Source organism: Bacillus sp. 05T31, assembly GCF_056396725.1.
Map to the genome: position 1 here is coordinate 1 of NZ_JBFTMA010001537.1, position 350 is coordinate 350.

Genomic DNA, 350 nt, shown 5'->3' on the forward strand with positions numbered 1-350 from the left:
TTCATGAAGTGATGAATCAAATACAGGAACGTGAAATTTGGATTCCTAATGGTGAAGTAAAAAGATATTATCTAAGCAAAATAGGAAAATGGTTTAGAAAAATAGAAAGTGAAGTAAAAAGATATTATCTAAGCAAAATAGGAAAATGGTTTAGAAAAATAGAAAGTGAATGGGAATCACAAATACTCAACAGTGAAAAGCAGCATGTATTAGAAGAAAAGTAAATATAAACAAACCAGGGGGTGCATTTCATGTTTAATTTACAAGAAGATATGTATGAACAATTGAAAGAGAAAAAAGGGGAAGTTACTGCATTTTTAAAGAATGGCGTTCCAGTACGTGGGCAGATC

Annotated in this window: 1 protein-coding gene and 1 pseudogene; both read left to right on the forward strand. The window is 30.9% G+C overall.

The features are described from left to right. Nucleotides 1-224 (forward strand): annotated as a pseudogene (locus AC1DJR_RS34220) (hypothetical protein); the annotation flags it as partial. Between the two features lie 27 nt (nucleotides 225-251). After that, on the forward strand, nucleotides 252-350 hold a 99-nt coding region (locus AC1DJR_RS34225), incomplete at its 3' end, for an LSm family protein (RefSeq protein ID WP_477004694.1).